This is a genomic window from Paenibacillus sp. DMB5 (genome assembly GCF_001517085.1).
GTDB lineage: Bacteria > Bacillota > Bacilli > Paenibacillales > Paenibacillaceae > Paenibacillus_AQ.
Genome location: NZ_LRAC01000124.1, coordinates 136,251 through 160,670 on the forward strand (window position 1 = coordinate 136,251; position 24,420 = coordinate 160,670).

27 protein-coding genes and 1 pseudogene are annotated in these 24,420 nt (G+C 51.0%); 24 read left to right on the forward strand and 4 right to left on the reverse strand.

The window, feature by feature from the left end; all coding sequences use genetic code 11:
- The first annotated feature begins 60 nt into the window (after nucleotides 1-60).
- The 6 genes from AWJ19_RS15395 to AWJ19_RS15420 all read left to right on the forward strand — a co-directional run bounded on the left by AWJ19_RS15395 (nucleotide 61) and on the right by AWJ19_RS15420 (nucleotide 6,929).
- On the forward strand, nucleotides 61-1,020 hold the full coding sequence (locus AWJ19_RS15395; protein ID WP_068724973.1) for an AAA family ATPase: 960 nt from the start codon (nucleotides 61-63) through the stop codon (nucleotides 1,018-1,020).
- Between the two features lie 77 nt (nucleotides 1,021-1,097).
- On the forward strand, nucleotides 1,098-2,387 hold the full coding sequence (gene hflX, locus AWJ19_RS15400; RefSeq protein WP_068724975.1) for a GTPase HflX: 1,290 nt from the start codon (nucleotides 1,098-1,100) through the stop codon (nucleotides 2,385-2,387).
- A gap of 152 nt (nucleotides 2,388-2,539) precedes the next feature.
- Entirely contained in the window at nucleotides 2,540-3,793 is a 1,254-nt protein-coding gene (locus AWJ19_RS15405; RefSeq protein ID WP_068724976.1) for a methionine gamma-lyase family protein, read from the forward strand.
- Nucleotides 3,794-4,229: 436 nt separating this feature from the next.
- Nucleotides 4,230-4,640: a MerR family transcriptional regulator gene (locus AWJ19_RS15410; protein ID WP_019910684.1), complete on the forward strand. Its 411-nt coding sequence runs from the start codon at nucleotides 4,230-4,232 to the stop codon at nucleotides 4,638-4,640.
- A gap of 32 nt (nucleotides 4,641-4,672) precedes the next feature.
- Nucleotides 4,673-6,001 (forward strand): type I glutamate--ammonia ligase, encoded by a 1,329-nt coding sequence (glnA, locus tag AWJ19_RS15415; RefSeq protein ID WP_068724978.1) that lies wholly within the window; start codon nucleotides 4,673-4,675, stop codon nucleotides 5,999-6,001.
- A gap of 379 nt (nucleotides 6,002-6,380) precedes the next feature.
- Complete coding sequence (locus tag AWJ19_RS15420) at nucleotides 6,381-6,929, forward strand: DUF3139 domain-containing protein (RefSeq protein WP_068724980.1); 549 nt, start codon at nucleotides 6,381-6,383, stop codon at nucleotides 6,927-6,929.
- Between the two features lie 49 nt (nucleotides 6,930-6,978).
- Here AWJ19_RS15420 and AWJ19_RS15425 read toward each other — a convergent pair whose 3' ends face one another.
- Nucleotides 6,979-7,170, reverse strand: a complete 192-nt coding sequence (locus tag AWJ19_RS15425) for a hypothetical protein (RefSeq protein WP_068724981.1) — start codon at nucleotides 7,168-7,170, stop codon at nucleotides 6,979-6,981.
- Nucleotides 7,171-7,878: 708 nt separating this feature from the next.
- On the opposite strand from AWJ19_RS15425, the gene AWJ19_RS15430 reads away from it, so the two are divergent.
- The 9 genes from AWJ19_RS15430 (at nucleotide 7,879) to AWJ19_RS15470 (ending at nucleotide 13,594) form a co-directional block, all read left to right on the forward strand.
- Nucleotides 7,879-8,394: a hypothetical protein gene (locus tag AWJ19_RS15430; protein ID WP_128083615.1), complete on the forward strand. Its 516-nt coding sequence runs from the start codon at nucleotides 7,879-7,881 to the stop codon at nucleotides 8,392-8,394.
- A 462-nt stretch (nucleotides 8,395-8,856) separates the two neighbouring features.
- Complete coding sequence (locus tag AWJ19_RS15435) at nucleotides 8,857-9,549, forward strand: hypothetical protein (RefSeq protein WP_068724985.1); 693 nt, start codon at nucleotides 8,857-8,859, stop codon at nucleotides 9,547-9,549.
- 238 nt (nucleotides 9,550-9,787) lie between these two features.
- A complete protein-coding gene (locus AWJ19_RS15440; RefSeq protein ID WP_068724987.1) occupies nucleotides 9,788-9,985 on the forward strand; it encodes a hypothetical protein in 198 nt (65 codons plus the stop codon).
- A complete protein-coding gene (locus AWJ19_RS15445) occupies nucleotides 9,978-11,237 on the forward strand; it encodes a DNA polymerase IV (RefSeq protein WP_068724988.1) in 1,260 nt (419 codons plus the stop codon). Before AWJ19_RS15440 ends, AWJ19_RS15445 begins: the two co-directional genes overlap by 8 nt.
- Nucleotides 11,234-11,713, forward strand: a complete 480-nt coding sequence (locus tag AWJ19_RS15450; RefSeq protein ID WP_068724990.1) for a hypothetical protein — start codon at nucleotides 11,234-11,236, stop codon at nucleotides 11,711-11,713. Before AWJ19_RS15445 ends, AWJ19_RS15450 begins: the two co-directional genes overlap by 4 nt.
- A gap of 284 nt (nucleotides 11,714-11,997) precedes the next feature.
- Complete coding sequence (locus tag AWJ19_RS15455; protein WP_068724992.1) at nucleotides 11,998-12,384, forward strand: hypothetical protein; 387 nt, start codon at nucleotides 11,998-12,000, stop codon at nucleotides 12,382-12,384.
- 232 nt (nucleotides 12,385-12,616) lie between these two features.
- Complete coding sequence (locus AWJ19_RS15460; protein ID WP_068724993.1) at nucleotides 12,617-12,808, forward strand: sporulation protein Cse60; 192 nt, start codon at nucleotides 12,617-12,619, stop codon at nucleotides 12,806-12,808.
- A gap of 270 nt (nucleotides 12,809-13,078) precedes the next feature.
- Nucleotides 13,079-13,300, forward strand: coding sequence for a hypothetical protein (locus AWJ19_RS15465; protein ID WP_068724995.1), 222 nt, complete (start codon nucleotides 13,079-13,081; stop codon nucleotides 13,298-13,300).
- 75 nt (nucleotides 13,301-13,375) lie between these two features.
- Entirely contained in the window at nucleotides 13,376-13,594 is a 219-nt protein-coding gene (locus AWJ19_RS15470) for a hypothetical protein (protein ID WP_068724997.1), read from the forward strand.
- A 96-nt stretch (nucleotides 13,595-13,690) separates the two neighbouring features.
- On the opposite strand, the gene AWJ19_RS15475 is transcribed toward AWJ19_RS15470, so the two are convergent.
- Both AWJ19_RS15475 and lexA read right to left on the reverse strand, forming a co-directional pair.
- Nucleotides 13,691-14,029 (reverse strand): L,D-transpeptidase, encoded by a 339-nt coding sequence (locus AWJ19_RS15475; protein WP_068724999.1) that lies wholly within the window; start codon nucleotides 14,027-14,029, stop codon nucleotides 13,691-13,693.
- A gap of 120 nt (nucleotides 14,030-14,149) precedes the next feature.
- A complete protein-coding gene (gene lexA, locus AWJ19_RS15480; protein WP_039873792.1) occupies nucleotides 14,150-14,776 on the reverse strand; it encodes a transcriptional repressor LexA in 627 nt (208 codons plus the stop codon).
- A gap of 230 nt (nucleotides 14,777-15,006) precedes the next feature.
- Between lexA and AWJ19_RS15485 the strand changes: the two genes are divergently transcribed.
- The 5 genes from AWJ19_RS15485 to AWJ19_RS15505 all read left to right on the forward strand — a co-directional run bounded on the left by AWJ19_RS15485 (nucleotide 15,007) and on the right by AWJ19_RS15505 (nucleotide 17,496).
- Nucleotides 15,007-15,420 carry a LysM peptidoglycan-binding domain-containing protein gene (locus AWJ19_RS15485; RefSeq protein ID WP_068725001.1) on the forward strand — a complete coding sequence of 138 codons (414 nt, stop codon included), beginning with the start codon at nucleotides 15,007-15,009 and terminating at the stop codon, nucleotides 15,418-15,420.
- 120 nt (nucleotides 15,421-15,540) lie between these two features.
- Nucleotides 15,541-15,744 (forward strand): DUF896 domain-containing protein, encoded by a 204-nt coding sequence (locus tag AWJ19_RS15490; protein ID WP_068725002.1) that lies wholly within the window; start codon nucleotides 15,541-15,543, stop codon nucleotides 15,742-15,744.
- A 48-nt stretch (nucleotides 15,745-15,792) separates the two neighbouring features.
- Nucleotides 15,793-16,320 (forward strand): hypothetical protein, encoded by a 528-nt coding sequence (locus AWJ19_RS15495; protein WP_068725004.1) that lies wholly within the window; start codon nucleotides 15,793-15,795, stop codon nucleotides 16,318-16,320.
- A 39-nt stretch (nucleotides 16,321-16,359) separates the two neighbouring features.
- Complete coding sequence (locus AWJ19_RS15500) at nucleotides 16,360-17,145, forward strand: HAD family hydrolase (protein WP_068725006.1); 786 nt, start codon at nucleotides 16,360-16,362, stop codon at nucleotides 17,143-17,145.
- 147 nt (nucleotides 17,146-17,292) lie between these two features.
- Nucleotides 17,293-17,496 (forward strand): hypothetical protein, encoded by a 204-nt coding sequence (locus tag AWJ19_RS15505; RefSeq protein WP_068725008.1) that lies wholly within the window; start codon nucleotides 17,293-17,295, stop codon nucleotides 17,494-17,496.
- A 235-nt stretch (nucleotides 17,497-17,731) separates the two neighbouring features.
- Here AWJ19_RS15505 and AWJ19_RS15510 read toward each other — a convergent pair whose 3' ends face one another.
- Nucleotides 17,732-17,950: a hypothetical protein gene (locus AWJ19_RS15510; protein ID WP_068725010.1), complete on the reverse strand. Its 219-nt coding sequence runs from the start codon at nucleotides 17,948-17,950 to the stop codon at nucleotides 17,732-17,734.
- A 224-nt stretch (nucleotides 17,951-18,174) separates the two neighbouring features.
- On the opposite strand from AWJ19_RS15510, the gene AWJ19_RS15515 reads away from it, so the two are divergent.
- The 4 genes and pseudogenes from AWJ19_RS15515 (at nucleotide 18,175) to AWJ19_RS15530 (ending at nucleotide 24,406) form a co-directional block, all read left to right on the forward strand.
- Entirely contained in the window at nucleotides 18,175-18,597 is a 423-nt protein-coding gene (locus tag AWJ19_RS15515) for a FixH family protein (RefSeq protein ID WP_068725011.1), read from the forward strand.
- A 116-nt stretch (nucleotides 18,598-18,713) separates the two neighbouring features.
- Nucleotides 18,714-22,150: pseudogene (gene metH, locus AWJ19_RS15520) on the forward strand (methionine synthase).
- 206 nt (nucleotides 22,151-22,356) lie between these two features.
- Nucleotides 22,357-23,286: a ribonuclease Z gene (rnz, locus tag AWJ19_RS15525; RefSeq protein ID WP_068725013.1), complete on the forward strand. Its 930-nt coding sequence runs from the start codon at nucleotides 22,357-22,359 to the stop codon at nucleotides 23,284-23,286.
- A 331-nt stretch (nucleotides 23,287-23,617) separates the two neighbouring features.
- Nucleotides 23,618-24,406, forward strand: a complete 789-nt coding sequence (locus AWJ19_RS15530; protein WP_068725015.1) for an HAD-IIA family hydrolase — start codon at nucleotides 23,618-23,620, stop codon at nucleotides 24,404-24,406.
- The last annotated feature ends 14 nt before the right edge of the window (nucleotides 24,407-24,420 follow it).

Sequence of the window (24,420 nt, forward strand, 5' to 3'; positions counted from 1 at the left end):
CCGCCGGCCGGAATAGACTTGAGTTAGAGTAAGTCAGCCCTGGATAATGAGGTGAACAAGGTGAACGGACGCGTAGCAGCGGCAAGTGGCCGGGATGATGGCCGGCCGTCACGGCAGATCAATATTGTGCTGCGGAATCAGGAGCCGCCTGCGGCGGGTATGGCCGCAGGCGAACCTGTGCCTGTCAAAAATCAAGGCCGCAGCGGGTTATTCCAGGAATTAAGCCGGGAGCTTGATGCCCTTGTGGGCCTGGACAATATCAAGGAGCTTGTATTCGAGATTTATGCCCTTCTGCAGGTTGCCCAGATGCGCAGCGAGGCGGGGCTGGCCAGCGGCGGCCAGGCCTACCATATGGTATTCAAGGGGAATCCCGGAACCGGGAAAACCACCGTTGCCAGAATCGTCGCCAAGCTGTTTCAGCGGATGGGGGTGCTCAGTAAAGGGCATCTGATAGAGGTGGAGCGTGCAGACCTGGTCGGCGAATATATTGGACATACCGCCCAGAAGACGCGTGATCTGGTCAAAAAGGCGCTGGGCGGCATCCTTTTTATTGATGAAGCCTACAGCCTCGCCCGCGGTGGGGACAAAGATTTCGGCAAGGAAGCGATAGATACGCTTGTAAAAAGCATGGAGGACCAGCGCAGCCAGTTTGTGCTCATCCTGGCAGGTTACTCGGAAGAGATTGACTATTTTCTGATGAGCAATCCGGGCCTGCCTTCAAGATTTCCGATCCAGGTCGAATTTCCCGACTATACGATCGATCAGCTGCTGCAGATTGCCGAGCTGATGGCCAAGGAGCGCGATTATATTTTGATGCCCCAGGCCATACTCAAGCTTAAGCAGCATCTGCTGATCGAGAAGACCGAGAGTCTTCACGCCTTCAGCAACGCCCGCTATGTCCGTAATTCTATTGAAAAGGCAGTGCGGGCACAGGCAGTTCGGCTGCTCAACCAGTATGAGAGCACCAGCCCCGGCAAGCAGGAGCTGATGACGCTGCGGACTGAAGATTTCAAGCTTTAGTCCCTGCACCTGCTGCAAAGCGCTACCGGACAAACACAGACATTTCAACAGGTATAAGAAGAAGGAGCATTCAATTCATGTCACTGACCCATGATACACAGACAGATGTGCAAGACCGGGCGATTCTCGTCAGTCTCGTCACAGACAAAATCAAGCGCACGGGCATCGACCCCGAGCTGTCTTTGCAGGAGCTGGTTCAGCTCGCCGAGACAGCCGGAGTTGAGGTGGTGGACGTTCTCCGCCAGAACAAGGAAACCCCCGATTCCAAATGGTTCATCGGCAAAGGCAAGGTGGAGGAGCTGCGGATGGCGGCAGACGGGCTGGGCGCCAACACGGCGATCTTTGACCAGGAGCTGTCCGGAGCCCAGGTGCGAAATCTGGAGGAAGCACTTGACCTGAAGATTATTGACCGCACCCAGCTGATCCTGGATATATTCGCCGGCCGGGCCAAGACAAGAGAAGGCATCATACAGGTAGAGCTGGCACAGCTCTCCTATCTGCTGCCCCGCCTGTCCGGACACGGCAAAAATTTGTCCAGGCTCGGCGGCGGCATCGGTACCAGAGGTCCCGGCGAGAGCAAGCTGGAGACCGACCGCCGGCATATCCGCGGCCGGATCACCGAGCTGAAGCGCCAGCTTGATGATGTCGTCAAGACACGCGAGCTGCACCGTGAACGCCGCCGCAAGAGCGGGGCGGTACAGGTAGCGCTGGTCGGTTATACAAATGCCGGCAAATCGACGCTCTTGAAGCAGCTGACTGACGCCGACGTCTATATCGAAAACCAGCTGTTCGCTACACTCGACCCCACTTCACGTGTGCTGCAGCTGCCAGCGGGCAAAGAGGTTGTGCTGACCGATACGGTCGGATTCATTCAGAACCTGCCGCATGATCTGGTGGCTTCCTTCAGGGCGACTCTGGAGGAGGTCAATGAGGCCAATCTGGTGCTGCATGTTGTGGATGCCTCCTCTCCGATGCGGGAGGAGCAGATGGAGGTAGTCGATTCCATTCTCCAGGAGCTTGGTGCTGCCGGCAAGCCGCGAGTAGTCCTGTTCAACAAAAGCGATCTCTGCCAGCCGGAGCAGCTGGAGATGCTGCCTTCAGGCCGGGGCTATCTGAAGATCAGCGCCTTTAATCCTGACGATCTGGCCCGTGTCACCGGGCTGATAGCCGATGAGCTGGCCGGAGATACGCTGGTGTTCCGCATTCCCGGCGACCGGGGGGATCTGTCCTCGCTGCTGTACCGGGTGGGAGAAGTGCAGGATACCCAGTATGAAGAAAACGATGTGCTCTACAGCGTCCGCCTGAACAAAGAGGATTATGAAAAATGGGGCTATAAGCTGACGGAGTTCGTGGTGCAGCAGGACTAAGCTATAGTTAAACAGCTGTCCTGTTAAGTATAATAGGAATAGGTCTTCCTAGCCCGGCGGCCCTGTCTTCAACGTTAGCGGAGACAGGGCTATGCTGTGCGTGGTGACTGCTTATGTTAAGTAAATGTAATGTTAGGAGCGAATAAGGGGAAATGGCTGTTTTTGCAGAGGATATTTTACAGGCGGCAGAGGCCGCAGAGCTTGAAATTGAAAGTGCGGTAAAAGAGTTAGACAGAATTGTGGATCACAACCAGTGGAAGGTCATTGAGGCGTTCCAGCGCCAGCAGGTCAGTGATTTCCACTTTGCCGGTTCAACCGGATATGCCTACAATGACCGGGGCCGCGAGGTACTGGATCTGGTGTATGCCGAGGTATTCGGTGCGGAGAGCGCCCTGGTGCGCCCTCATTTCGCTTCGGGAACGCATACCATCTCTACTGCGCTCTTTGGTGTGCTGCGGCCCGGAGACGAGCTGCTGTATATTACCGGCCGCCCATATGACACCCTTCATAAAGTAGTGGGCAAGCCGGGGGACGGGACGGGCTCCCTGGCGGACTTTGGGATTGGCTATAAGGAGACTGCGCTCACGGCAGACGGGAAGATCGACTGGCACGAGGTGGAGCTGTCCATTAATGAGCGGACGAAAGTTATAGGTATACAAAGATCACGCGGCTATGACTGGCGCTCCTCCTTTACCGTTGCCGAAATCGGGGAGATGGTGACCAGAGTCAAGGCGCTGAAGCCGGAGCTGATCGTATTTGTAGATAACTGCTATGGCGAGTTTACCGAAAAGCTGGAGCCGCCGCAGGTTGGCGCTGACCTTGTGGCCGGCTCGCTGATCAAGAACCCCGGCGGCGGCATTGCCGAGACCGGCGGCTACATCTGCGGCCGCAGCGACCTCGTGGAGCTGGCTGCCTATCGTCTCACTGCACCGGGCATCGGCGGTGAAGTGGGCGCGATGCTCGGGACGACCCGCGGCCTCTATCAGGGGCTGTTCATGGCGCCGCATACGGTCGGACAAGCCGTTAAGGGCAGCATCTTTGCCGCTGCGGTATTCCAGCGCTCCGGCTTCACCACCAAGCCGGCCTGGAATGAGCCGCGTACGGATCTGATCCAGGCGGTCTCTTTTGACAGTGCCGAGCACCTTATCGCCTTCGTTCAAGGGATCCAGCGCGCAGCTGCCGTTGACAGCCACGTCGTTCCCGAGCCTTGGGATATGCCGGGCTACGAGCATCCGGTCATTATGGCGGCCGGCACATTCATTCAGGGCGGAAGCCTGGAGCTGTCTGCAGATGCCCCGATCCGCGCGCCTTATATCGGCTATATGCAGGGCGGACTGACCTACTCCCATGTGAAATTCGGCGTCCTGATGGCGCTGCAGAGCATGCGGGAGCGGAAGCTTTTGTAGAGTGGAAGAGTGTGAAATTTGACGGACAGTCCGTTTAACAGAATGAGATTTTATGTTATGACCCTGCCTATTTAAGCGGGGTTACTTTTTTGTCTGCAGATGCTACCGCTGAACGGAAAAAATACTCTATAGCGTGAATGTTTGATTTCGTTAACGCCGGAAGTCAGAGTATTGTGCATGCATGGGATATTTACCGGGGAAATGGGGAAAATATTGCCGGAGGCTGCCGGGCTGGTTATGTAACCGCTTTTTGCTTCCGGATTGTCCGATGTGATATACTGCGGTAGACTTCATCCTTTTGTAGCTTACATCCAGGTAACCTTCTGTTTCGCAGTAGTCTACTAATGTTGTAAAGAAAACTTACATACCATTGACACGCCAAATTAAGAAATGTACAATGAGATGAGAAAAAGATCATTGGAAGGTTGGATGAGTCATGGGTGATGAAATCCGCAGAAATATGGCATTATTTCCTATAGGAATCGTAATGAAGCTAACCGATTTATCTGCTAGACAAATTCGTTATTATGAGCAGCACAGCCTGATCGTACCTGCGCGTACCTCCGGCAACCAGCGTTTGTTCTCATTTAATGATGTTGAGCGCCTATTGGAGATCAAGGCACTGATCGAGAAAGGGGTTAACATTGCCGGCATTAAGCAGGTGATGAATCCGGTCTCGAAGGAATCCGAAGAAGCTACGGTTATTACCCCTGACACAGAGGTTAGACGTAGAGAGTTGTCTGATTCACAGCTTCACCGTTTGCTTAAGCAGGAACTGGTTTCCGGTAAAAGACCGGGACAAGTATCTCTTATTCAAGGCGAGCTATCCCGGTTTTTTAATAAATAAACTAATTAGAGTGTTGAAAGGGAGAGGGTATCGTGAGCTTTTCTAAAGAGGATATTATGCGCATTGCCAAAGAAGAAAACGTCCGTTTTATTCGTCTGCAGTTTACAGACTTGCTGGGAACGATCAAAAACGTTGAAATTCCCGTGAGTCAGCTTGAAAAAGCGCTTGACAATAAAATGATGTTTGACGGATCTTCCATCGAAGGTTATGTGCGTATTGAGGAATCTGATATGTACCTGTATCCGGACCTCAGCACCTGGGTTATCTTCCCGTGGGTGACTGACAGCCGGGTGGCACGTCTGATTTGTGATGTGTACATGCCTGACGGAACACCGTTTGCCGGCGATCCGCGCGGTATTCTGAAGCGTTGTCTCGAGGAAGCCGAAGAGATGGGCTTTACAGCCATGAACGTTGGACCGGAGCCGGAATTCTTCCTGTTCAGAACTGACGAGAAGGGCAATCCGACACAGGAACTGAATGACCAGGGCGGATATTTCGATTTGGCGCCGATGGATCTTGGGGAGAACTGCCGCCGCGAAATCGTATTGACCCTTGAGGAAATGGGCTTTGAGATCGAAGCCTCCCACCATGAGGTAGCTTCCGGCCAGCATGAAATTGACTTCAAATATGCGGATGCGATCAAAGCCGCTGACCAGATTCAAACCTTCAAGCTAGTCGTGAAGACGGTAGCCCGTCAGCACGGCCTGCATGCAACTTTTATGCCTAAGCCTCTTTTTGGCATGAACGGATCCGGTATGCACGCACACCAGTCCTTGTTCAAAGGCAATGAGAATGTGTTCTACGATGAGAGCGATACACTGGGCCTGAGCAAAACGGCACGTTATTACATGGCGGGTATCCTGAAGCATGCGCGTGCTTTTGCCGCTATTACTAACCCAACTGTTAACTCTTACAAACGTCTGGTTCCAGGCTACGAAGCTCCTTGTTATGTAGCATGGTCTGCGAGCAACCGCAGCCCGATGATCCGTATCCCGGCTTCCAGAGGCCTCAGCACACGCATCGAGGTCCGCAATCCGGACCCTGCTGCTAACCCGTACCTTGCACTGGCTGTAATGCTTAAGGCAGGTCTGGACGGAATCAAACGCCAGCTGGATCTTCCTGCACCAATCGACCGCAACATCTATGTGATGTCTGAGGAAGAGCGGATTGAAGAAGGCATCCCGAGCCTGCCGGCTGACCTGAAGGAAGCACTCAACGAAATGATCCGCAGCCATGTCATCACCGAAGCCCTCGGCGAACATGCGCTGGCTCACTTCTACGAGCTGAAGGAAATCGAGTGGGATATCTATCGCACCCAGGTTCACGAGTGGGAAAGAGATCAGTACATGACACTTTACTAGGATGAAGTAACCCTTGACGCCGTTGGCGTTGAGGGTTTTTTGTTGTGTGGGCGTGGAAGTATAAGGAGGCGCTGAGATTCATGTTGCCCACAAAATGTATATGTCACGATAAAAATTTCTATCCCCCAGGTGGGCCAAAAGCAGATCGAAAAGGGAGTGGGTGTATCTCTTCTCCTAATGGTTCGATAAATTACTTCTTCTTTTTAAAGAAGCCAAACACAAACAAGAGAATTAAAACAACGATTATAAATTTCATCGGGTTCACCTCTTTTTTTCGGATTATAGCATGATCGTTTGATATAGGGAATAGATAGCTGCGGTGGATCAAGCAGATGCAGCAGAGGGCCGGAACAGAGGCAGAGCCTGGGAGGGAACAGATATGCGGCGATTATTGAGTGGCAATAATGTGTGGACCTCAGCCGGAAAGTACTTAACAGTCCGCCAGGAGACAGGGCGCATTACTAGCTGGAACGTACGTTCATTTATTGATAATGATGATAGCCCTCGTTTAAACAGATTGCGATTTTGCCATCCAGGCGTATATGCTATCGTCGTCATACCCTTTGTCTATATCAATTATAATGAAAAGATACTATATTACGTTAAAAGGAGGTGTTTTCATATCAGAAAAATTATGATCTTTTCAGCTTTGACTATCATCGTGCTCATTATGGGGGCTAATGCGGCGCTGCAGTTTAAATATAATTCACTTGAAAAAGGTCTCAAAACCTATTTAATTACTGTCGAGGGGTACTCTGAAGCTGACATAGTGAGTGTTAGGGCTAAACTTGGTTCCATGCCGAAATTCCCTGTATATGTAACCTTTTCTGATGATCCCGATACTACATACATTTTTACGGACAGAGATGCATCTGACTGGACACAGCTGGACCCCAAGCAACCGCAACGGTTGAAAAAAGATAATTAGACTTCAGCCTACCGCGCATTATGGATAATGCTTTGCCTGACAGGTTATCTCAATCGAAAACATATGAAATAATTTTTATTGACTCCTTCGCGATAGTGAGCGTACTAAAGCCGGTATCTAAATTTATATAATTGTAGTTAAAACCATATACCAGCCAGCCTGCATATATATCGCCATTCACTAACTGGATTTTTACCGGTTCTTGTTTCGTAATGGCTTCTTCAATGAGCTTCATGTCCATATGATTTCACCACCCGTTGGAATGTTGTATATATATTATTAAACAAGATGCAAGAAGATAATTTAAGAAAAAATATATATTATGGAATAAATTTCAATTCCAATAAAAAAAGAACCTTTAAACAAAAAAAAGGTTCTCCGGTGAATCTCAAACCCTACTCTTTGCATGTGCCTCTAACAACTCAATAACAATCGTTTGCCCCGTGACGCCGAAATTCCTCAAGCAAAGCAATTCAGTCAATGAAGCCTTCATCAAATCACCAATTGTGACGTAGTTGCTGTCATGTAACGAATTAAGAATACGGGAAATGCTTTTGGGGTTTCTGGACGTTCTCAGTCTTAAAGTGTGAATGGATTCTGGGTATAAGCTGCGGTCGATGTCAATGTAAGACATGAGGGGAAGTGTATCTCTAGTAGACAAGCTCACATGATGTCTCCCTTCATTCATCTGGTAAATATTATAAATAATTGAAATGAATTTGCAATATATTTCACATTTTGTTTACAGAAATTTTTGAACATGATTATTAAAGCGATTGAGTCCTTCGTTCGTGTTAAAGCCTGGTGCCCCCTCCGAAGATTTGGGATTTACACATTGTCCCAGAGCCGATAAAATATCTTGGAGAATGCCTTTATTTGCTGAGCGGACAGATCCGGGGGAGAGAAGATTTTGGAGAAGGGTTTAACGGAAAAGAACGGGCTGTACGCCTTGCCGCTGCAGCAAAAGCCTGAATTAAAGCGGTCATTACATATTCTGTACGGATTTGTTGTAACTATATTTCTTTGCTTCGCTATAATGGCTGGCGTATTGCCCAATATCGGGAACGAAAAATTCTTTCTGATCGCTATTTTAGCGGGGATGTCCGGACTTGCGGGGTATATCTGGGTAGGTGCAGGGGTTCTTCATAAGCCTTATCTGACCGTTACTGAGGAGGAACTCAAATTCACAACACTGTTCGGGCAGAAGGTTGTTCCCTTAGACAGCATCTATAAAGCTGAATTTTATGTAGATCATAGTATTGTTGGACTCGGAATTTGGGCGGAGCAGCAAGGCAAGCGGTCATTTATTGAAGCTACAGACCGTTTCTTTGGCAGGGATTATTCTGTTGGAATTCCCGTTCCGCTGTTCCGAAATGTCGACTTTGAAAAATTAAGGCTGACGATACTTTCGCGGGCTATGCCTGCCACTGATTTAACAGAACGTGCTGAAGGGCGGGAATCCTGATATGAAAAAAGACAATCTCCACAAAACATTCCGCGCACTGCTTCCCCTTATTTTTATTCTCATACTGACATTTGCACTTCAACTGACAACCTTTCTGATAGGCGTTCTGGAGAATTTGGCTAAGGAATCGTATAGGATCGGCTATATGTTCGGAAGTTTCCTGGAATGGATGATTTGAATCCGTTGTCCTGCTTAAAGTTTTCCGGTGCACATCGGATTGCTCTCTTCGCTGGATGATGCTGTCGGCCGGAATATATTTTTATGAATTGTGCTTTTTATGCTGCTAAAATACTGTGTATAACAAAAATCATCGTCAGGCGTAACCTTCTGGCGATTTTTTGCGTTTAGTTAGAGTGTGGTATTTATCCCGCCGCAATACTGTGCACCGGCACCTTTAATCCTGGATAGATAAAAATGTCAGCTATTCGGGTAATGAGTGTTATCCAGACGAGGAGGTATAACATGAAAAAATCAATGCTAGCAACAGCAGCAAGTGTTCTTCTCTTGTCCGCCTTAACTCTGGGCGCATGCAGCAATAATGAGACAGGAAGTGAGGCGGAGCCGACAGCCTCCAGTGCAGCGGCAACGCCTGTAAGCGAAGCTACAGCCAGTCCTGAGCCTTCTGCATCCCCTGAAGCTACTGCGGAGGCGCAGGCGTCTGCCAGTCCGGAGGCAAGTGCCCAGCCGTCATCCGGGCGGCCGCAGACGCAAAGCTTCGGCGAGCAGGAGGGGGGTGTCCCGGGCCAGGAGGGTACGCTTGAGCAGGGGGACGGGTACTCCCTGTATATATTTGACGGCTATACCTTTGATGCAAAGAACGGCCGTTTAGCGTTAACAGCGGATCCCGATTATTATGCAGAGATTGAACCTCTGCCGTCTGGTTATGACATTGCCGCTCTGAAGCAGCAAGGCCAGACTGAGCTGTCTGCTGCCGGCAAGCCTAATGATTACAGCGGGGAATTGATTGAACATCCGCTGCGTTATGCAGAGCTGTATTTACAGGTGAGCGGCGAGAAGGCTACAGAAGATTATATAGTATGGAAGAACGAGGCCGGAGAGGCTTATCTGCTCCGGATGCACAACCCGAATGGAGAGCTGGCAGATCAGTTTGCTCCCTGGATGACAGTATCGCTGTCCACCATAGAAGGTAATTAAAAATTAAGCCAGCTGTAGTGATTCGTCCGCAAGAAGGCTCCTGTGCACAAACAGGCGGCGCTTGCGGATTTTTTTATGCAAATTTTCCGGATAAATAGTGCAAAATATAGAATCTGCAGCCCCTGTTCAATCAATATACATAATAATGACAGTTGAGGAATATACTCATGATTGATTAGGGAACACCTGTTTGGTTATAATACAAACAAATGTTCTTATTTGTTGGAGGCGATCGGTCATGAGAATGGCTATTGGTCAGACCATTGAAATCGTATATCTGGACAGATCCGGCAAGATCTCCCAGCGGAAGATCGAAGTACTTGCCATCCGGGACGGGCGAATCCGGGCGACCTGTTTAACGGCGGGGGCTCCGCGGGTATTTCTGCTCTCGAATATTCTGGCCTGGCACCCGGCACGGGGGAAGAGGTATGCCTAAGGAGCGGATTATTCTGCTGTCGGACTGCCAGTCCTTTTACGCAAGCGTCGAAAAGGCCGCTCATCCGGAATACAAGGATATGCCTGTTGCGGTGGGCGACCCGGCGCGGATGAACGGGATTGTACTGGCTGCCTGCCCCCTTGCCAAAGCCCAGGGTGTTACCACCGCCTCGCGTGTAGGCGAAGCAATGACCAAATGCCCGGGGCTGGTCGTGATCCGGCCGCGGATGCGGACGTATATTACGGTTTCCCTGCTGATTTCGCAGATTTACCAGGGGTACACGGATATGGTCGAGCCGTTCAGTATCGATGAGCAGTTTCTGGATGTGACGGGCTCGCTGAATTTTTTTGGAGGAGAATTACAATGTGTCATTTCTGCGATACAGCAGCATGTGAAGTTGTCCACCGGCGTCTGGACCCGGGTAGGGGTCGGACCTACCAAGATCCTGGCCAAAATGGCCAATAATCTGGCTAAAAAGCAGACAGATGGCATTTTCCGGCTGGGCTACGACAATCTGGATGAGGTGCTCTGGCCGCTTCCTGTCCATGATATGTTTATGGTAGGCGGAAGGATGACCAAAAACTTTTTTCGGATGGGGATAACCACCATTGGCGACATTGCCCGGATGGAGCTGGGTGAGTTCAAACGGAGAATGCGGATGACAATGGGCAAGCAGAGTGATATCCAGGCGGAGTATTACTGGCAGACGGCCCGCGGCATCGACCCCAGTCCGGTCGTTACGGGAATCCGGCACCAGATCAAATCCGTGGGCCACGGCAAGGCGCTGCGCTGGAATCTGTATACGAGACTGGCTGACATCGAGGTGGTGCTGCTGGAGCTTGTAATTGAGGTCTGCCAGCGGGCGCGGCGGTACCGGTATATGGGCTCGGTGGTATCCATCGCGGTATCGGAGACGGACGGCAACACCTCACATTCGTACAGCCGGCAGATGACACTCCCTGAGCCGTCGTTCCTGACTCATGAAGTGGCAGCGGCAGCCTACCGCCTGTTTGTGGACCACTGGACCGGGATGCCCCTAAGCCGTCTGGCCATATCCATCTCCGGGCTGACCGATGACAGTGTCATGCAGCTCACCCTGTTTGATGACCGTATCCGTACCTACAACAAAGAGCGGGCTATTGACCAGATCAAAACCAGATACGGCAGCCGGGCACTCATTCGGGCCTCCTCCTTGCTTGAGTCCGGGGTTGCTCTGGAACGGGCCGAACAGATTGGGGGTCACTATAAATGAGCAAGTTAGACGGAAATGAGCGATGGAAGACCAAAATGCTGATGAGTGAGCATGTCGACCAGTACGAAGAGCAGGGTAAGGGTGAAAATGACAGCAGAACCATGCTCACGAATGCGGAACGCACGATGGTCCGTGACCTTATTCTGCTGCCCTACATAGATACTATGGTGAGCAAGAGCATCGAGGAGATCGAGCGGTCGGGCAACATGCTTACCCGGATGTACTTAATGGCCGGACGTTATATCCAAAATAGGGTAATGCAGGACACCTACCGGCTGCAAAAAGAGCTCAAGCAGCGCAATATCAAGGTGCTGGCTGATGAGCAGGAGGATTTCCTGATGTATTATAAAATCTTTTTCCGCGGCTACCAGGAACGATTCGGACTTACGCGTGACATCATGCGGACGGAGATCAGCCTGCGGCTTACCCGGTATACGTCTGAACTGGGAACTGTACTGAAGGAGCACCTGAAATAAACAGTTCCCGTCAACAGCCAGCGCTCAGGCGGGCGGTAGATAACGTGCTGAGCAGCCCTTCAGGCTTTCCTGTAAGGTATTCTGCTGTAAATGGAGCTATGAGGTTATGCCTGGCAAGCAAATTCATTGTTTTATGTAAAAAGTAGTAAATAAGGTATACATTAAGCCTGAAATGGGTTATGGTTATGTTAACTTATTTGTGTAATTCTCATCCGGAGGGTCTTTCACTGCCTAAGCGACAGAAAGGCCCTTCTTGCATAGTTTAGGTTAGAAGGGAGTGTTAAATGTATTATGACCCGGAAATGATTTTACGTTATGAGGCGATTGAAGAGAGGGTTGTCAGGTTTATTACCAATCATTCAGGTGTTGAGTATATGAAGGGTTCGGAGCAGGTTGTTGAGGGCGGAGTCTTTGCCTGGGCGAAATTAAAATCCGCGGATACGAGCATTCAGACACAGCTGAGGCTTGATTATGTGGAGATTGTTGAACGGGCCAGACAGAGCATAGAGCATGCCGAGAGCAAGCATTTGATTGATTTTGACCGCAGCAGTGAAGCGGTGCTTAATTATATAAGGCAGGATTCGATCCTGTGGATTCCGTCCCTGGAGGCAGCCGCTGAGGCGGTCACGACCGAGCTTGCGCTTCAGAAGTTCCTTCTTACTCAAACTTAACTATATAATATTTGTATAATTGTGTAAAAAGTATTTGACCATTCGCATGCCCGGTGTTAAGCTAGGCAAATAGTAAGGCATTTCGCAGACCGCTGCGGAATGCCTTACTGTTCATTTAGGGATATTTTACATTAAATGTTAGTCAAGGGGTGATGCGCCATGTGCATTTCGCTGCTATCTAATACATGTGTTCCAATATAACCGAGAATGCGAAGCATAAAAGGAGAATACTATGATACAGGTAAAAGAGTTTGTAGACGGGGATAATTTCTATGCCGAGAATAAGGCAAATGAATTCCTCAAGGGACTTACGGAGGAGCAGGTCGTAAATATCTGTTACGGATCTGTAGTGAAGTCCTCACGTGACGGCGCGGAGCATCAGCGGAGCACGATTTTGGTGGTATACAAAACAGATGAAAAATAAATTCTGGGAGCGGCTGTTCACCTGGCTGTCTTTTGCTTCAACGTTAACTATTGTAATTTTGGCACTTTTTTATACTCTGGGCTGAAATTGAGAGAGGGAAGGGCATTATCTGCGGCTTTCGATAAAAGGAGAGCTTAAGGGTAATGCCTTTTCCTTTTGCCGGTCTAAGGGAATTATCACATACATAGATTACCATTTGTGTTATATTTGAAAAGGGAATGTTTATGATATCCGTACCAAGTATGAATTAGACTACAAGGGGGAAGCGGATTGAACACGACTTACAAGGTGCTGTTATGTGATGCTGATTTATTTGCAGCAGCGCTTGCGGAGGCAGATATATATGTATTGCAGCTGCAGGAGGGCAAACCGCCGGTCTTTGCTGACTGTGCAGGTCCGCTGCAAAAATGGACACCGGAATACATAGAGCTGGGCGGGATGACTTACAGGCGCAAAGATTTTGAATTCCGTGTGCGTATACCCGAAAAATAACAACTGCCTGATCACACAGGCAGGAAGAGCCGTTTCGGCATCTCTTATACTATAAAACGTAAAAGAGGTGTTAATATGGCAGAAAGAGATCGGTTAAGAATCCGCAGAGCGATTCGTGCCCTGCTGGCACAGCGGGCTGTTCTTCTGGAGCGACTTGAAGAAATTAATGAGAACCTGCGCAGAGTGCCGAATCCAAGCCGGGCCAGACGTGAATTGCTGGCAGCACGGGCGTCTATCCGGGAAGCCCTGCGCTTGAACCGGATCGCAATCAGACTTTTGCGCAGTGTACTGTAGAGAATCGCAGGTACAAAAGAATAAGGAATACAGAAAGGACACCCCGCCCTGCGGAGGTGTCCTTTCTGTATATAAGGGGGCAGAAGTCTGGGGCTGCTACTTCCTGATGGTGACCCGTGTGCCGACAGGAACGATGCGTGACAAGGCAAGAACATCCGCGTTATACATCCGGATGCAGCCGTGTGAAACCATATGGCCGATCGAAGCCGGGTCATTGGTTCCGTGGATGCCGTAATGGGGTTTGGACAGGCCCATCCAAAAGGCGCCGAATGGACCGCCGGGATTGGGCTGCTTGTTAATAATGGTATATTCGCCTTCGGGTGAGGCCGTCAGCACTGTACCGATTCCTACAGGGAAGCCGCGGGTCACAATGTTGTTATCCAGCAGATACAGCATACGCTGCGACAGGTCAACAATAATCCGGTAATTGGGCATGGTCATCAGCACTCCTTCTGCTATCAGAATATGTGCGTAATGCCGGGCCCGTGAACTTGAATTTCAGGATAGAAAAAAGGCTGTTGCACAATGGATGCGCAACAGCCCCGGGGGGATTAATTAGTGGATATCACGGAAAAGTCCAATGACTCTGCCTAAGATGGTAACCCGGTTCAAGCGGAGAGGTTCGTAGGCCGGGTTCTCCGGCTGCAGGCGGATATGGTCACGTTCTTTATAGAAGGTCTTGACAGTAGCTTCGTCTTCTTCAGTCATTGCTACAACGATATCGCCGTTATCTGCTGTCTGCTGCTGGCGGACAATAACATAGTCGCCATCCATAATTCCGGCCTCAACCATACTGTCTCCGAGCACGGAGAGCATGAAGACCTTGTTGTCGCCGACATAATGTGTAGGCAGCGGGAAGTAATCCTCAATATTCTCGGTAGCGGTAATCGGCACCCCGGCGGTGACTTTACCTACAACAGGAATACGGGTGACCGTCTGTACGAACTGATGTACATTCTCTGAATCTTCCTGGCCAAGCAGTTCTATAGCGCGGGGCTTCGTAGGGTCACGGCGGATCAGACCCTTCTTCTCTAGACGGTCCAGATGACCATGCACGGTGGAGCTGGAGGCAAGACCGACAGCTTCCCCGATTTCCCGGACAGACGGAGGATAACCCTTGCTGCGGACTTCGTTACGTATGAATTCCAGGATCGCCAGCTGACGACTCGAAATCTTTGACATTGGAATCAACCCCATATAGTATGTTTGGGAAAATTATAACATAGAACTTCCGTTCGTACAAACATAAGTTCTAACTATTTCATAATAACATTTGGATGATGCTGTCAGGAGAGGTAGAATAGAGCCGAAAACTAAGGGGAACAATTGTTCGAAAAAATCTATTGATCAAAACACATGTTCGTGTTATATTAATCTCAAATTTAAGAACACGTGTTTGGAGGTCGATGATTTTGTTAAAATACAGTACTTACCGCAGCATCTACGATGAGACCCGTGAGGTTCAATCTGCCGGAGATGATTCTGTTTTAGAATATGTGATCCGTATGAAGAAATCTGCAGAAACCCTGTTCGGTACATTAATGAGCCTGTTCCGCAGAGGCCAGCTGGTGAAGCTTGCCATGATCCTGATGCTGGCGGTTTCCGGCTTCACGGTGGTAGGTAATGTATTTGCAGGATCAGTATCCTCAGTACTGCCGGCTGAACGTGTGGTAGTGGAACGCGGCGACTCCCTTTGGAGCATTGCACTTGCACATAAACCGTCTGACATGAGGACGGTTGTATATATAGAAGGAATCAAGAAAGCGAGCGGGCTCAAGGGCAGTGACATACAGGCCGGGGATGTGCTGACACTGCCGGCATATTAATCCGAATTGCTATAAATATCAACTATAGTTCACGCCATAAAGAGCTTGCAGGGAGGAGACCTTGACAAGCTCTTTTTCTCATGGCAAAGTTAGAATGAATTTATAGGGGAGGGGAAAGCATTGAATATAGACGAATTGGTCGCACGCATCAATGAATTGGCACGCAAGCAGAAGAGCAGCGGCCTGACAGAAGAGGAACTGGCGGAACGCGCCAAGCTCCGCGAAATCTACCTGGGCAATATCCGCAGAAATTTCCGTGCACAGCTGGATACCATTGAGATTGTGGACAACGATGATCAGGGCAACAAGGGGCTCACGCATTAGCCCGGCGGCTTTGTCATAGATATTTTAGGACGACTAGGGGGAACTCACATGGCCCGTTCTTGGGAAAGAATGGTTCAACGCAATACCAAGCAAGTCAATAAGCAACGAAAGAAGCAAGGCAAGGAAACGATTTATGCTTCCAAATCATCTTCGGCTGCCGGAAGCAGTGATGTTTTTAAAGGCCGCAACATTGTATTTCCGGTTGTGCTGCTCTTGCTCGGAATTATGTTCTGGGTAGTGGGCTCCATTGATGAAGCCCGGGGGCAGGGTATACTGGCCAACTGGCTGGGCGTTGTGCTGTACTTTTTACTGGCAGCCCTGATCTTCTTCCGCCGTCCTTTCCTGAAGGTTGAGCGGGCCAGAGTTTCTACCATTAAATATAACCGTGAGCGCTGGCTGCAGGCATCCGAGATTGAGAAGATTATCCTGTCCCGCAGCATGGTTGCCCTGAAATATAAAGGCAAACGCAAGCAGTGGGTGTTCTCCAGATTTCTGAACCGTTATGATACCGCGGCAATGGGAGCGCGCCTCGAGCAGTTTGCCAAAGCTAATAACATTGAAGTAGTGCACGAGTAGAAAGATAGATAGACCAGCATAGGGAGAGGGAGCGTTATTATGCCGATTACCGCCGTACTATTTGATCTTGACGATACACTGCTCTGGGATGAACGGAGCGTCGAGGAAGCCTTCCGTGCCGCCTGCGAAGCAGCAGGTGACACTGTTGATCCTCATGAGCTGGAGGCTGCAGTCCGCAGGGAGGCCAGAAGCCTCTATGAATCTTATGAGACATTTCCGTTTACGAAAATGATCGGGATTAATCCGTTCGAGGCACTTTGGGCGAACTTTACTGCCGGGGAGCAACCGGAATTCCGCCAGCTGGAGCAGCTTGCTCCGGCATACCGCAAGGAATCCTGGCGCCGCGGCCTGGAAGCGCTGGGTATTAAGGATGAAGCGCTTGCTGAGCGCCTGGCTGCGAAGTTTGGTGAAGAACGGCGGAGCCGTCCGTATATGTATGAAGAGACACTGCAGGTTCTGGATGAGCTGCGCGGCAAAGTGAAACTTCTGCTGCTGACCAATGGCTGCCCGGCCCTGCAGCAGGAGAAGCTGAACGGTGTTCCGGAGCTTATTCCATACTTTGATCATGTAGTGATCTCCGGGAGCTTCGGCAGAGGCAAACCGGACAAGGCTATTTTCCAGCATGCGCTTCAATTGCTCGATATCGCACCTGAGCAGGGGATCATGGTGGGCGATAAGCTCACGACGGATATTATCGGCGGCTTGTCCGCAGGCCTGACGACGGTCTGGATCAACCGGACAGAGAAAGAACCGGATCCCGACATTCAGCCGGATTACAGAATCGGCCATCTCTCCGAGCTGCTTCCGCTGGTGCAATCACTATAAGTTTTTTTAGCCGGTTTCCTGTAGAGGGGGCCGGTTTTTTCATGTATATAAGTTTATTCGACATAAGAATTTCCTATTCTTCACATACATATTGTTCCAAATGAAGTATACTCGGTAAATACTTTCTATAAGGAGCTGATTTATCTGATGGTGAGCCAACCCGGATTTTTTGTTAGCGGTGCATTTAGTATCTTTTTCTATTTGATGTGGCTGGCATGTATAGGGGCAGGGATTGTTGCGTTTGTTCTTTTTGTAAAGCTTGCGCTTAGAGCTATTACAGCTCTGGATTTATATAACCATTCCAAAAACCTGGAAATCCGCGAGCGTTACGAAACGGTTCGGAAAGACTGAAATGAGGGGAACGGATAAACAGTATCAGCGCCAATTAAACCAGCCCAACCTGTATCCGGCGATGAAAAATAAAACAATCCATGCCCATAACATCAGCTTGCGGAAAGACCTGGGTATAACCAGATATTCTGAGTATAGCTTATTCAGTAATTTCAGTTAACTCATCCCCTTTACGTCTATCTTAACATGAAATACCCGTAATCCATGATTACGGGTATTTATGCTGCTATAAAGCTTAGTTCCGGCTGTCATTGGTTCTTCGTTCATAACCGGTGATGTAGTCGAGCCCGGCCTGACTGAGTCCGTTTCCGGTTCTGTCCGTATAGCCGGCCTCCTGGATGTGCTGCAGCGCCACAATAAAGTCTCTTTCATCAATGCCTATTTGTCTGAAGTGAGGCTCTCCCTGTTCTTGCAGCAGCTTTAAAATGTGATACACAGGATCTTTGTTAATCAATGTACTCAACAACCCCTCTGAAGTCATTATGGCAACAGTTTATGCTGAGAACGGCCTCATGGTTACAGGGAGAACGTTGGGCGGGAAATGAATATCCCGCTTTTAATCCTGTTAACGATTAATACCGGGGCAATATTTAAAATTATATGTATAATAGAAGCAGAATGGATTACTCGCGCTGTAAGCTTCGAATGGAATTCACTATCCAATCGGGAGGATGCCGGATGATCAAACCTAAGCAGCTGGCTGCTGCACTATTTATTGTTGCTGCGATTTCACTGGGAGGCTGTTCAGCAAGCAGTGCAGAGCATGAACACATGCATGCTGCGGCAAATGTCTCTATGGAACCTATCAAGGTGGAGCTGGGCTGGAGTCCGGAGCAGGGCAGGGTAAATGAGCCGGTCCTTTTTCAGGCGGTGGTTACCCAGGCCGGTGAACCGGTGGATGATGCCCGCGAAGTGCTGTTTGAAATTGTCAGCAAAAATGATGAGACGGTAAAGCTTGAGCTTAAGGGAACAGCTGCCGGAAATGGGGTATATGAGGCGGAGACGGTGTTTGAACAGGAGGGCGGGTACAGCGTAACTTCGCATGTAACAGCCCGTACGCAGCACTCCATGCCAAGCAAGGAGCTTACAATAGTACCTTAACGGTGCCGCCCCCTGAACCGCCAAAAAATAACAATTATGCAGAGTGGAAAGCAATGCTTTCCGATTTCGCTTTATTCTGCTAAACTAACTCTAATGTTTTTCGGGGGGGATATGAAGTGGCTAAACATACACTTGCTGAGAGCTTGCAGCAGCGCATACTGATTCTGGACGGAGCAATGGGTACGATGATTCAACAGGTTCCCCTTACCGGAGAGGATTTTGGCGGTGAAGAGCTCGACGGCTGTAATGAAATGCTGGTGCTAACGCGCCCTGAGGTCATCCAGAGTATACATGAGAAGTATCTGGAGGCGGGCGCAGATCTGATTGAGACCAATACCTTTGGCGCGACTTCGGTCGTGCTTGCGGAATATGATATCCCGCAGAAGGCGCGGGAGATTAATCTGGAAGCGGCCAGGCTGGCCCGGAATGCCGCAGACAAATATGATACGCCGGAGCATCCGCGTTATGTGGTGGGAGCGATGGGACCGACGACCAAGACGCTGTCCGTTACCGGCGGCGTGACCTTCCAGGAGCTGGTGAGCAGCTATCAGGAGCAGGCGGTTGCCCTGATCGACGGCAAGGTCGATGCCCTGCTGCTGGAAACCTCGCAGGATACGCTGAATGTAAAAGCCGGCAGCATCGGAATCCGCAATGCTTTTGAAGAGACCGGCATTACGCTGCCTGTTATGATCTCCGGTACGATTGAGCCGATGGGCACAACGCTGGCCGGCCAGAATATTGAAGCCTTCTACATTTCACTTGAGCATCTGAAGCCGATCTCGATCGGGCTGAACTGTGCGACCGGGCCGGAGTTCATGCGTGACCACATCCGTTCGCTGTCGGAAATTTCTTCAGCGGCGGTGAGCTGTTATCCGAATGCCGGGCTGCCGGATGAGAACGGGAACTACCATGAATCGCCCGAGTCGCTGGCCCGCAAGCTGGCTGGCTTTGCCGAGAAGGGCTGGCTGAACATTGCCGGCGGATGCTGCGGAACGACACCGGATCATATCCGGGCTATGGCCGAAATGATCACGGCGTATCCGCCGCGCCAGCTGAACGGGACTCACCCGCCGGCCTTGTCGGGGATTGAGCCTGTATATGTGGAGGATGCCAACCGCCCGTACATGGTCGGGGAACGTACAAACGTGCTGGGCTCGCGGAAATTCAAACGGCTGATTGTCGAAGGCAAATACGAGGAGGCCTCGGAGATTGCCAGGGCACAGGTCAAGAGCGGGGCGCAGGTGATTGATGTCTGTGTGCAGGATCCGGACCGCGATGAAAGCGAAGATATCAAGAAATTCCTGGAGCTGGTGGTCAAAAAGGTCAAAGTTCCGCTGATGATTGATACAACAGACCCTAAGGTTATTGACCTGGCGCTGCAATACTGCCAGGGTAAGGCGATAATTAACTCCATTAACCTTGAAGACGGCGAGGAGAAGTTCGAGCATGTTACCCCGCTAATTCACAAGTACGGGGGAGCAATTGTAGTCGGTACCATTGACGAAACCGGACAGGCCATCAAGGCGGATGACAAGCTTGCCGTTGCCAAGCGCTCCTATGATCTGCTGGTCAACAAATACGGCCTGCAGCCGGAGGACCTGATCTTTGATACTCTGGTATTCCCTGTCGGTACAGGGGATGAGCAGTATATCGGGTCAGCCAAGGAAACGATAGATGGAATCCGGCTGATCAAGGAAGCCCTTCCCGGAGTTCACACCATCCTGGGCATCAGTAACGTCTCCTTCGGACTGCCGGAAGCCGGCCGTGAAGTATTGAACTCGGTGTTCCTCTACGAATGCACCAAGGCAGGACTGGACTATGCGATTGTGAACACCGAGAAGGTAGAACGTTATGCCTCCATTCCGGAAGAGGAGCGCAAGCTTGCCGAAGAGCTGATCTACAATACAAATGATGAGACACTGGCTGCCTTTGTCGCTGCCTTCCGTGAGAAGAAGGTGGAGAAGAAAGAAAAGATCTCCAATCTGTCGCTGGAGGAGCGGCTGGCCTCTTATGTTGTTGAAGGGACCAAGGAAGGGCTGATTCCCGACCTGAATGAAGCTCTGACCAAGGACAGTCCGCTGGAAATCATCAACGGGCCGCTGATGGCAGGCATGTCCGAAGTGGGGCGGCTGTTTAACAACAATGAGCTGATTGTCGCTGAAGTACTGCAAAGTGCTGAAGTGATGAAGGCGTCGGTTGCCCATCTGGAGCAGTTCATGGAGAAGGATGAGACCGCCGTGAAAGGCAAGATTATGCTGGCAACTGTCAAAGGTGATGTTCATGACATCGGTAAAAACCTGGTGGAGATCATCCTGTCCAACAACGGCTATCAGATCATCAATCTGGGGATCAAGGTGCCGCCGGAGAATATTATCGAAGCCTTCCGCCGTGAAAAGGCGGATGCCATCGGCCTGTCCGGCCTGCTGGTCAAATCGGCGCAGCAGATGGTCACCACTGCACAGGACCTGCGTTCCGCCGGCATTGATGTGCCGATTATGGTAGGAGGCGCGGCGTGACCCGCAAATTCACCAAAACCCGGATCCGGCCGGAATATGACGGCCTGGTTCTGTACGCCAAGGACGCAATGGACGGCCTTGATCTTGCCAACAGGCTGATGAATCCGCTGGAGCGGGTCAAGCTGGAGGAAGAGGTGCGCCAGGAAGCCGAGGCTGCAGTGGCGGTAGCTCCGAAGCAGGAGCTTCCGGAACTGACCCGGGCTGTCCGCTCGAAGATTTCAGCGGATGCGCCGGTATTCACGCCGCCGGATCTCGAGCGTCATGTGCTGCGTAATTATCCGCTCGGCCACATTGTCCCTTATGTGAACATGCAGATGCTGCTCGGCCATCATCTCGGCCTGCGCGGCTCGGTGGAAGCCCAGCTTGCTGCCGGAGACAAGCGTACGGTTGAGCTCAAGGAGACGGTCGATGATATTCTGCATCAGGCGATGGTAGAGGGGACAATTGCCCCTCATGCGATGTATCAGTTCTTCCCGGCGCAGTCGCGCGGCAACGATATTCTGATCTACGATCCGCAGGACCCGTCGAGCGTGCTGCATACCTTTACTTTCCCGAGGCAGAATGTAGAGCCTTATCTGTGCCTTGCCGACTTCCTGAAGCCGGTGGACAGCGGGGTTATGGATTATGTCGGCTTCCTGGTCGTAACGGCGGGACACGGAGTCCGTGAAATGTCGACCGAACTGAAGGATAAAGGAGACTACCTCCGTTCCCATGCCCTGCAGGCAGTCGCGCTGGAAGTAGCCGAAGGGCTGGCCGAGCGTGTCCATCACATGATGCGGGATACGTGGGGGTTCCCTGATCCGGCGGATATGACAATGAAGCAGCGGCACGGCGCCCGCTACCAGGGGATCCGCGTATCCTTCGGATATCCGGCCTGCCCGGATTTGGAGGATCAAGGGCCGCTGTTCAAGCTGATGAAGCCGGAGGACATCGGTGTCCAGCTTACAGACGGCTTCATGATGGAGCCGGAAGCCTCTGTCTCGGCGATGGTCTTTGCCCATCCGGAAGCACAGTATTTCAATGTGGAGAAGCAATAGTCTCCCGTACTGAACCTCAACTTAGCGAAGGAGGAGCGATCCTTCTTCGGCAGCGGACCTCCCGTAACCGGGAGGTTTTTTGCTGGTAACGGGAAGCTCCAGAAAGAAAATGTGCTTTCAGCGCCCAAAAAGGGTAAAATTCAGTTCAGAGACTAAGCAGCTGCGGCTGCTGTGCATATTAAAGAGTGAAGAAGGGAGGATCTGGAATGGAAATCTATTTTCTTGGCACCAATGCCGGAGTGCCTACAATACAGCGCAATGTAACCTCAGTGGCCCTCAGGCTGATGGAGGAACGGCGCAGCTTCTGGATGTTCGATTGCGGGGAAGGGACACAGCATCAGGTGCTGCGCTCGCCGCTGCGGCTCGGCAAGCTGGAAAAGCTGTTCATTACCCATCTGCACGGTGACCACCTGTTCGGCCTGCCCGGCCTGCTGTCCAGCCGCGGCTATCAGGGAGGCACGGCCCCGCTGACGGTGTACGGGCCGCCGGGGCTGAAGGCTTTTCTGGATGTGTCCCTGTCAGTCAGCCAGTCCCGGGTTCCCTACAAGCTGGAGATTGTAGAGCATACGGGCGGACTGATCTTCGAGGATGACACCTTCAAGGTAGAAGCGGGTCTGCTGGAGCACCGGATTGACAGCTACGGATACCGGGTAACGGAGAAGGACAGTCCCGGCAGCCTGAATACAGAGCTGCTTCAGAGGTACGGGCTGAAGCCCGGCCCATTGTACGGAAGACTGAAGAAGGGTGAAGATATCACGACTGATGACGGAACGGTTATCCGGGCGGCTGAAGTGATCTGTGAGCCGAAGAAGGGGCGGATTGTTACTATATTAGGCGATACCCGTCCATGCCCTGGCAGCCTGCCGCTGGCCCGGGGGGCGGATATGATTATCCATGAGGCAACCTTCGCCCATGATCTGGCGGATATGGCCTATCAGTATCATCACAGTACGGCTGCCCAGGCGGCGGAGCTGGCCAGTCAGGCGGGCGGCCGTGAGCTGCTGCTGACCCACTTCAGCTCACGCTATGTAACCCAGGAGGAGCTGGCTCCGCTGCTGGCCGAGGCGCAGGCGATTTTCCCGCAGACTCTGCTGGCCGAGGAGTTCTGCACATTCCCGGTATACCGGAGAAAGTAAGCGGGCGTAGGAACGGAAAATAACCGGGGAAATCAAAATTATTTTCCGGGAAAGCGCAGGAAATGACAGGGAGCTGTCAAAAAAGCACCGTCACTGCAGCCGTTCGCTAACGTTCGACTGGGAACGTTAAATTTTAAGTAAAGAGGTGCCGTTTACTCTACGAAGCAGTGGAGATTATGACGAAACCGGGACGGCGCTGAGGGGCTAGTGGTACATTGTGACTAGTATTAATCATCGCGCAAAAGCAGCGGCTTTGAGCTGTCTAATCTAATTTAATTGTGTTAATAGTTAATTATGTTAATAGAATAATCAAGAAGAAGGAGGCTGCTGTATGAATAATATCGGAGGCTTGCTGATAGATCTGGACGGAACGCTGTTTCATGGCGGGCGGATGATACCCGGAGCGGATAAGCTGATCGAAGGGCTGCGGTCGGCAGGAATTCCTTTTTTATTCGTAACGAATAATTCCTCACGGACAGCGGCCGGCGTGGCTGCGCATTTGCGGGGAATGGGGATTGCAGCAATGCCGGAGGAAGTGTGTACCTCCTCACTTGCGGCTGCGCGTTATATCGCCGGGGAATTACCGGAGGCACGGGTGGCGATACTTGGGGAAGAGGGACTGATTGATGCCTGTGCGGCGGCAGGCCTGAAGATTGTTGAAGATGCTCCGCAGTATGTCGTTCAGGGTATTTATAGAGCTTTTACATATGATTCACTTGCAAGGGCTTCCCGCTGGATTATGGGCGGGGCAAAGTTCGTGCTGACCAATCCGGATTTAATGCTCCCGTCTGATGACGGGGTTATGCCCGGAGCAGGAACGATTGGCGCTGCAATTGAGGCGGCTAGCGGTGTTGCGCCGGTGGTGATCGGCAAGCCGGAAGCGCACCTGATTACCTTTGCGGCGTCTATACTTGGTATCAAACCGGAAGAAGCGGTTGTTGTCGGAGATAATATGCGGACAGATATTTCGGCAGGAGTGAATGCCGGCTGCAGGACTGTGCTTGTGCTGACAGGCCTGACTACAGCGGAGAATCTGGAGCATTATAAAACCGTTACAGGTGTAACTCCTGACGAAATTTGCAGTGATTTAGCTGAACTTATGGCAATGCTCGGTGTATAATGGCAAAGGTGTGA

Bases quoted from the DNA above. Each gene is read 5' to 3' on its own strand.
- AWJ19_RS15435 (WP_068724985.1), top strand. From the start codon at position 8,857: ATGAAAAAATCAATGCTAGCAACAGCAGCAAGTGTTCTTCTCTTGTCC.
- AWJ19_RS15505 (WP_068725008.1), top strand. From the start codon at position 17,293: ATGGTGAGCCAACCCGGATTTTTTGTTAGCGGTGCATTTAGTATCTTT.
- AWJ19_RS15530 (WP_068725015.1), top strand. From the start codon at position 23,618: ATGAATAATATCGGAGGCTTGCTGATAGATCTGGACGGAACGCTGTTT.
- AWJ19_RS15470 (WP_068724997.1), top strand. From the start codon at position 13,376: ATGGCAGAAAGAGATCGGTTAAGAATCCGCAGAGCGATTCGTGCCCTG.
- AWJ19_RS15440 (WP_068724987.1), top strand. From the start codon at position 9,788: ATGAGAATGGCTATTGGTCAGACCATTGAAATCGTATATCTGGACAGA.
- AWJ19_RS15500 (WP_068725006.1), top strand. From the start codon at position 16,360: ATGCCGATTACCGCCGTACTATTTGATCTTGACGATACACTGCTCTGG.
- AWJ19_RS15410 (WP_019910684.1), top strand. From the start codon at position 4,230: ATGGGTGATGAAATCCGCAGAAATATGGCATTATTTCCTATAGGAATC.
- AWJ19_RS15495 (WP_068725004.1), top strand. From the start codon at position 15,793: ATGGCCCGTTCTTGGGAAAGAATGGTTCAACGCAATACCAAGCAAGTC.
- AWJ19_RS15450 (WP_068724990.1), top strand. From the start codon at position 11,234: ATGAGCAAGTTAGACGGAAATGAGCGATGGAAGACCAAAATGCTGATG.
- AWJ19_RS15425 (WP_068724981.1), bottom strand. From the start codon at position 7,170: ATGGACATGAAGCTCATTGAAGAAGCCATTACGAAACAAGAACCGGTA.
- AWJ19_RS15455 (WP_068724992.1), top strand. From the start codon at position 11,998: ATGTATTATGACCCGGAAATGATTTTACGTTATGAGGCGATTGAAGAG.
- AWJ19_RS15445 (WP_068724988.1), top strand. From the start codon at position 9,978: ATGCCTAAGGAGCGGATTATTCTGCTGTCGGACTGCCAGTCCTTTTAC.
- AWJ19_RS15475 (WP_068724999.1), bottom strand. From the start codon at position 14,029: ATGCCCAATTACCGGATTATTGTTGACCTGTCGCAGCGTATGCTGTAT.
- lexA (WP_039873792.1), bottom strand. From the start codon at position 14,776: ATGTCAAAGATTTCGAGTCGTCAGCTGGCGATCCTGGAATTCATACGT.
- AWJ19_RS15515 (WP_068725011.1), top strand. From the start codon at position 18,175: ATGATCAAACCTAAGCAGCTGGCTGCTGCACTATTTATTGTTGCTGCG.
- AWJ19_RS15420 (WP_068724980.1), top strand. From the start codon at position 6,381: ATGCGGCGATTATTGAGTGGCAATAATGTGTGGACCTCAGCCGGAAAG.
- AWJ19_RS15460 (WP_068724993.1), top strand. From the start codon at position 12,617: ATGATACAGGTAAAAGAGTTTGTAGACGGGGATAATTTCTATGCCGAG.
- hflX (WP_068724975.1), top strand. From the start codon at position 1,098: ATGTCACTGACCCATGATACACAGACAGATGTGCAAGACCGGGCGATT.
- AWJ19_RS15405 (WP_068724976.1), top strand. From the start codon at position 2,540: ATGGCTGTTTTTGCAGAGGATATTTTACAGGCGGCAGAGGCCGCAGAG.
- rnz (WP_068725013.1), top strand. From the start codon at position 22,357: ATGGAAATCTATTTTCTTGGCACCAATGCCGGAGTGCCTACAATACAG.